Here is a 4,034-nt window from a genome sequence, read left to right on the forward strand (position 1 = left end):
CGTCGGACGCGGTCGAGGAGGTCCTGGCCGACATCTACGCCCAGGTGCTCGGGGTCGAACGGGTCGGTGTCGACGACTCGTTCTTCGACCTCGGCGGCGACAGCATTCTGTCGATGCAGGTGGTCGCGCGGGCCAGGGCGGCGGGCATACTGCTGCGTCCACGCGACATCTTCGTCGAACAAAGCGTGGCCCGGCTGGCCCAGGTCGCCAGCGTCGCCGCCGACGGCGACGGCATGGTCGACGAGGGGCTGGGCGAGGTGGTCGCCACGCCGATCATCCGCTGGCTGCAGAGCATCGAGGGCCCGGTCGAGCAATTCAACCAGTCGATGGTGATGCAGGCGCCCGCCGGGGTGACCGAAGCCGACGCGAAGGTGGTGCTGCAGGCGCTGGTCGACCGGCACCCAATGCTGCGGCTGCGGGTGGACGACGACGGCGCCGGCGGTTGGTCGTTGTCGGTGCCCGACGTTGGCTCCGTCGACGCTTCGGGCCTGCTGTGGTCGGTCGACGTGCTGTCCGGCGAGGCGCTCGTCGACGCGCGGTCGCGGCTGAACCCGGGTGCCGGCGTGATGCTCAGCGCGTTGTGGGTTGACTCGACGTCACAGCTGGTGCTGATCGTTCATCACCTGGTCGTCGATGGCGTCTCCTGGCGAATCTTGTTGGAAGACCTCAACATTGGCTGGGCGCAGCACCACAGCGGCCAGCCTGTCGAGTTGCCGCCGGGCGGAACGTCGTTCGCGCGGTGGTCGGCGCTGCTCGACGAGCACGCCCGCCTGCCCGAGGTCGTGGCCCAGGCCGAGGCGTGGCGGCAGGTGGCCGTGGTGCCGGCGGCGCTGCCCGCGGTACGGCCCGAGGTGGACACCTACGTCACCGCCGGGCAACTGTCGGTCGGGCTCGACGTCGAGACCACCCGCCAGCTGCTGGGTGAGGTGCCGGCGGCGTTTCACACCGGCGTGCAGGACATTCTGTTGATCGCGTTTGTATTGGCCTGGGCGGAGTTCCTGGGTACTGGCGGCGCACCCATCGGCATCGATGTCGAGGGGCACGGCCGGCATGAGGAACTTGCGGCCGACGTGGATCTGTCCCGCACGGTCGGGTGGTTCACCACCAAATATCCGGTGTCGGTGTCCGTCGGCAGCCTAGGTTGGTCGCAGGTGGCCGCCGGCGAGGCGGCGCTGGGGCCGGTGATCAAGGACGCCAAGGAACAGCTGCGCGCCCTGCCGGACGGCCTTACCTACGGGCTGCTGCGATACCTGAACGACGATGTCGACCTGCACGGCACCGACCCGGTGATCGGGTTCAACTACCTGGGACGGCTGGGCGCGGGTACCGCGGCCGAACTTTCCGGGGATCTGTGGCGGGTCAGCCAGGACAGCCTGGACCTGGCCGGCGCGGCGACCGCCGTCCCGCTGCCGCTGGCGCACACGGTGGAGCTCAATGCCGGCACCGTCGACAGCGATGTCGGCCCGCACCTGCAGGCCAACTGGACGTGGGCGCCGTCGGCGCTTGACGAGACCCAGATCGCCCGGCTCAGCCAACTGTGGTTCGAGGCCCTCACCGGTATCTGCGCGCACGTGCGCAACGGCGGCGGCGGCTTAACGCCGTCCGATCTGGCTCCCGCGCGGATGACCCAGCAGCAGATTGACGACCTGTCCCGGCGGGTCCGGATCGCCGATGTGCTGCCGCTGACCCCGCTGCAGCAGGGCCTGTTCTTCCACGCCACGCTGGCGGAAGGCTTCGGGGAAGACCTGTATGCGGTGCAGCTGGGTATCACCGTGACCGGCCCGCTGAACCCGCAGCGGCTGCGGAATGCCGTGCAGGCGGTGGTCAACCGCCACCCCAACCTGGCGGCCCGGTTCACCGGCGAGTTCGACGAGCCCGTGCAGGTCATCCTGGCCGACCCGGTGATGGCGTGGCAGTACACCGAAATCACCGGCGCAGACACCGATGTCGAGGAGCAGGTCCAACGGCTGTGCGCGGCCGAGCGCGCCGCGGTGTGCGACATCGCCAACCAGCCGACCTTCCGCGCGGCCTTGCTCCGCACCGGCGACGACCTGTACCGGTTCGTGCTGACCAACCACCACATCGTCTTGGATGGTTGGTCGAAACCGCTTCTGCTGCGCGAGATCTTTGCCAGCTACTACGGGGCCAAGCTGCCCGCGCCGGTGCCGTACCGCAGGTTCGTCTCCTGGCTGGCCGCGCAGGACCGCGGCGCCGCCCAGGCGGCGTGGCGCGAAATGTTCGAAGGGTTCGATACCCCGACCCTGGTGGGCCCGCCGCAACGGATGGGCCTCCGCCGCCGCGTCGATTCCTACCGCGTCCCGGCGGACACCACGCGCGAGCTGAGCACGCTCGCCCGCTCCTGCCACACCACCGTCAGCACGGTGTTGCAGGCGGCGTGGGCGCAGCTGCTGATGCGGATGACCGGTCAGCCGGACGTCGCGTTCGGCACCGCGGTGTCCGGGCGGCCGACCGATCTGCCGGGCGCGGAATCGATTGTGGGTCTGCTGATCAACACCGTGCCGATCCGGGCTAACATCACCGCGGCGACCACCATTGGCGACCTACTGGATCAGCTTCAGGGGGCTTACACCGAGACCCTTGAGCACCAATATTTGGGGTTGAACGACATTCACCGCGCCACCGGGCACGACCAGCTGTTTGACACGCTGTTCGTCTACGAGAACTACCCGATCGACACCGGCGTGCCGATGGGCGTCCACGAACTGGCCATCACCGATTTCAGCAGTCGTGAGTTCAACCACTACCCGTTGTCCGTGATGGCGCTGCCGGGCCACGAATTGGGTGTCCGCGTCGAGTACGACACCGATGTCTTCGACCCGGCTAGCATCGAGACGCTGGTCGAGCGTTTCCAGCGGGTGTTGGTGGCCATGACCACCGATCCCACGCGACGGGTGTCGTCGATCGATCTGCTTGACCCCGAAGAGCATTCGCGGCTGGCCCAGTGGGGCAACCGGGCGGTGTTGACCCAGCCCGCCGCGGGCACCACGATCGCGAAGCTGTTCGCCGCCCAGTTAGCTGCCGCCCCCGAAGCGGTGGCGCTGGTGTACGGCGACCGGTCGTGGACGTATCGCGAGGTCGATGAGACCGCGGACCGGTTGGCGCGGGTGCTCACCGGCCACGGAGCGGGCCCGGGTGAGACTGTGGCGCTGCTGTTTTCGCGATCCGCCGAAGCCATCATCGCGATGCTGGCCGTGCTTAAGGCGGGGGCGGCCTATCTGCCGATCGATCCGGCTCTGCCGGACGCCCGGGTGGAGTTCATGCTCGGCGATGCCGCCCCGATCGCCGCGCTGACTACCGCCGCATTGCGGTCCCGGCTGGACGGCGTCGACCTGGTCGTCGTCGACTTCAACGACGACCAGGGTGTCGATCCCGGCGTCGAACTGTCGGCACCGGCGCCCGAGGATTTGGCGTATCTTATCTACACGTCCGGCACCACCGGAAAACCCAAGGGCGTGGCCGTCACGCACCGCAACGCGACGTCGTTGCTCGAGAAGTTGCACGCGACCGTCCCGGCGGGCCCTGGACAGGTGTGGTCGCAGTGGCATTCGTACAGCTTCGACGTGTCGGTGTGGGAGATCTTCGGTGCACTGCTGCACGGCGGCCGGTTGGTGATCGTCCCCGAGGCGGTGGTCCGCTCACCGGAGGACCTGCACGCGCTGCTGATCTCCGAGAAGGTCAGTGTCTTGTGCCAAACCCCTTCCGCCGCAGCGATGTTGCCGTCGGATGGGTTGGAATCCACGGTGCTGTTCGTGGCTGGGGAAGCGTTGCCGTCCGAGGTGGTCGACCGGTGGGCGCCGGGCGGGCGGACGATAGTCAACGCCTACGGCCCGACCGAGGGCACCATCTACGCCGCGATGAGCGGCGCGTTGACGCCCGAGGGTGGCGCGCCGATCGGCTCGCCGGTCCCCGGCGCGGCCTTATTCGTCCTGGACCGTTGGCTGAAGCCGGTCCCGCCCGGCGTGGTGGGCGAGCTGTACGCCGCCGGCGCCGGGGTGGCCGTCGGCTACATGCAC

At 68.8% G+C, this 4,034-nt stretch carries 1 protein-coding gene; it reads left to right on the plus strand.

Annotated elements, in window-relative coordinates; all coding sequences use genetic code 11:
- Positions 1 to 4,034, plus strand: a 4,034-nt coding sequence (locus tag FQ389_RS17410) for a condensation domain-containing protein (protein ID WP_144209886.1), incomplete at both ends; no start/stop codon positions are given.

It is taken from the genome of Mycobacterium tilburgii (genome assembly GCF_902168065.1).
Lineage (GTDB): Bacteria > Actinomycetota > Actinomycetes > Mycobacteriales > Mycobacteriaceae > Mycobacterium > Mycobacterium tilburgii.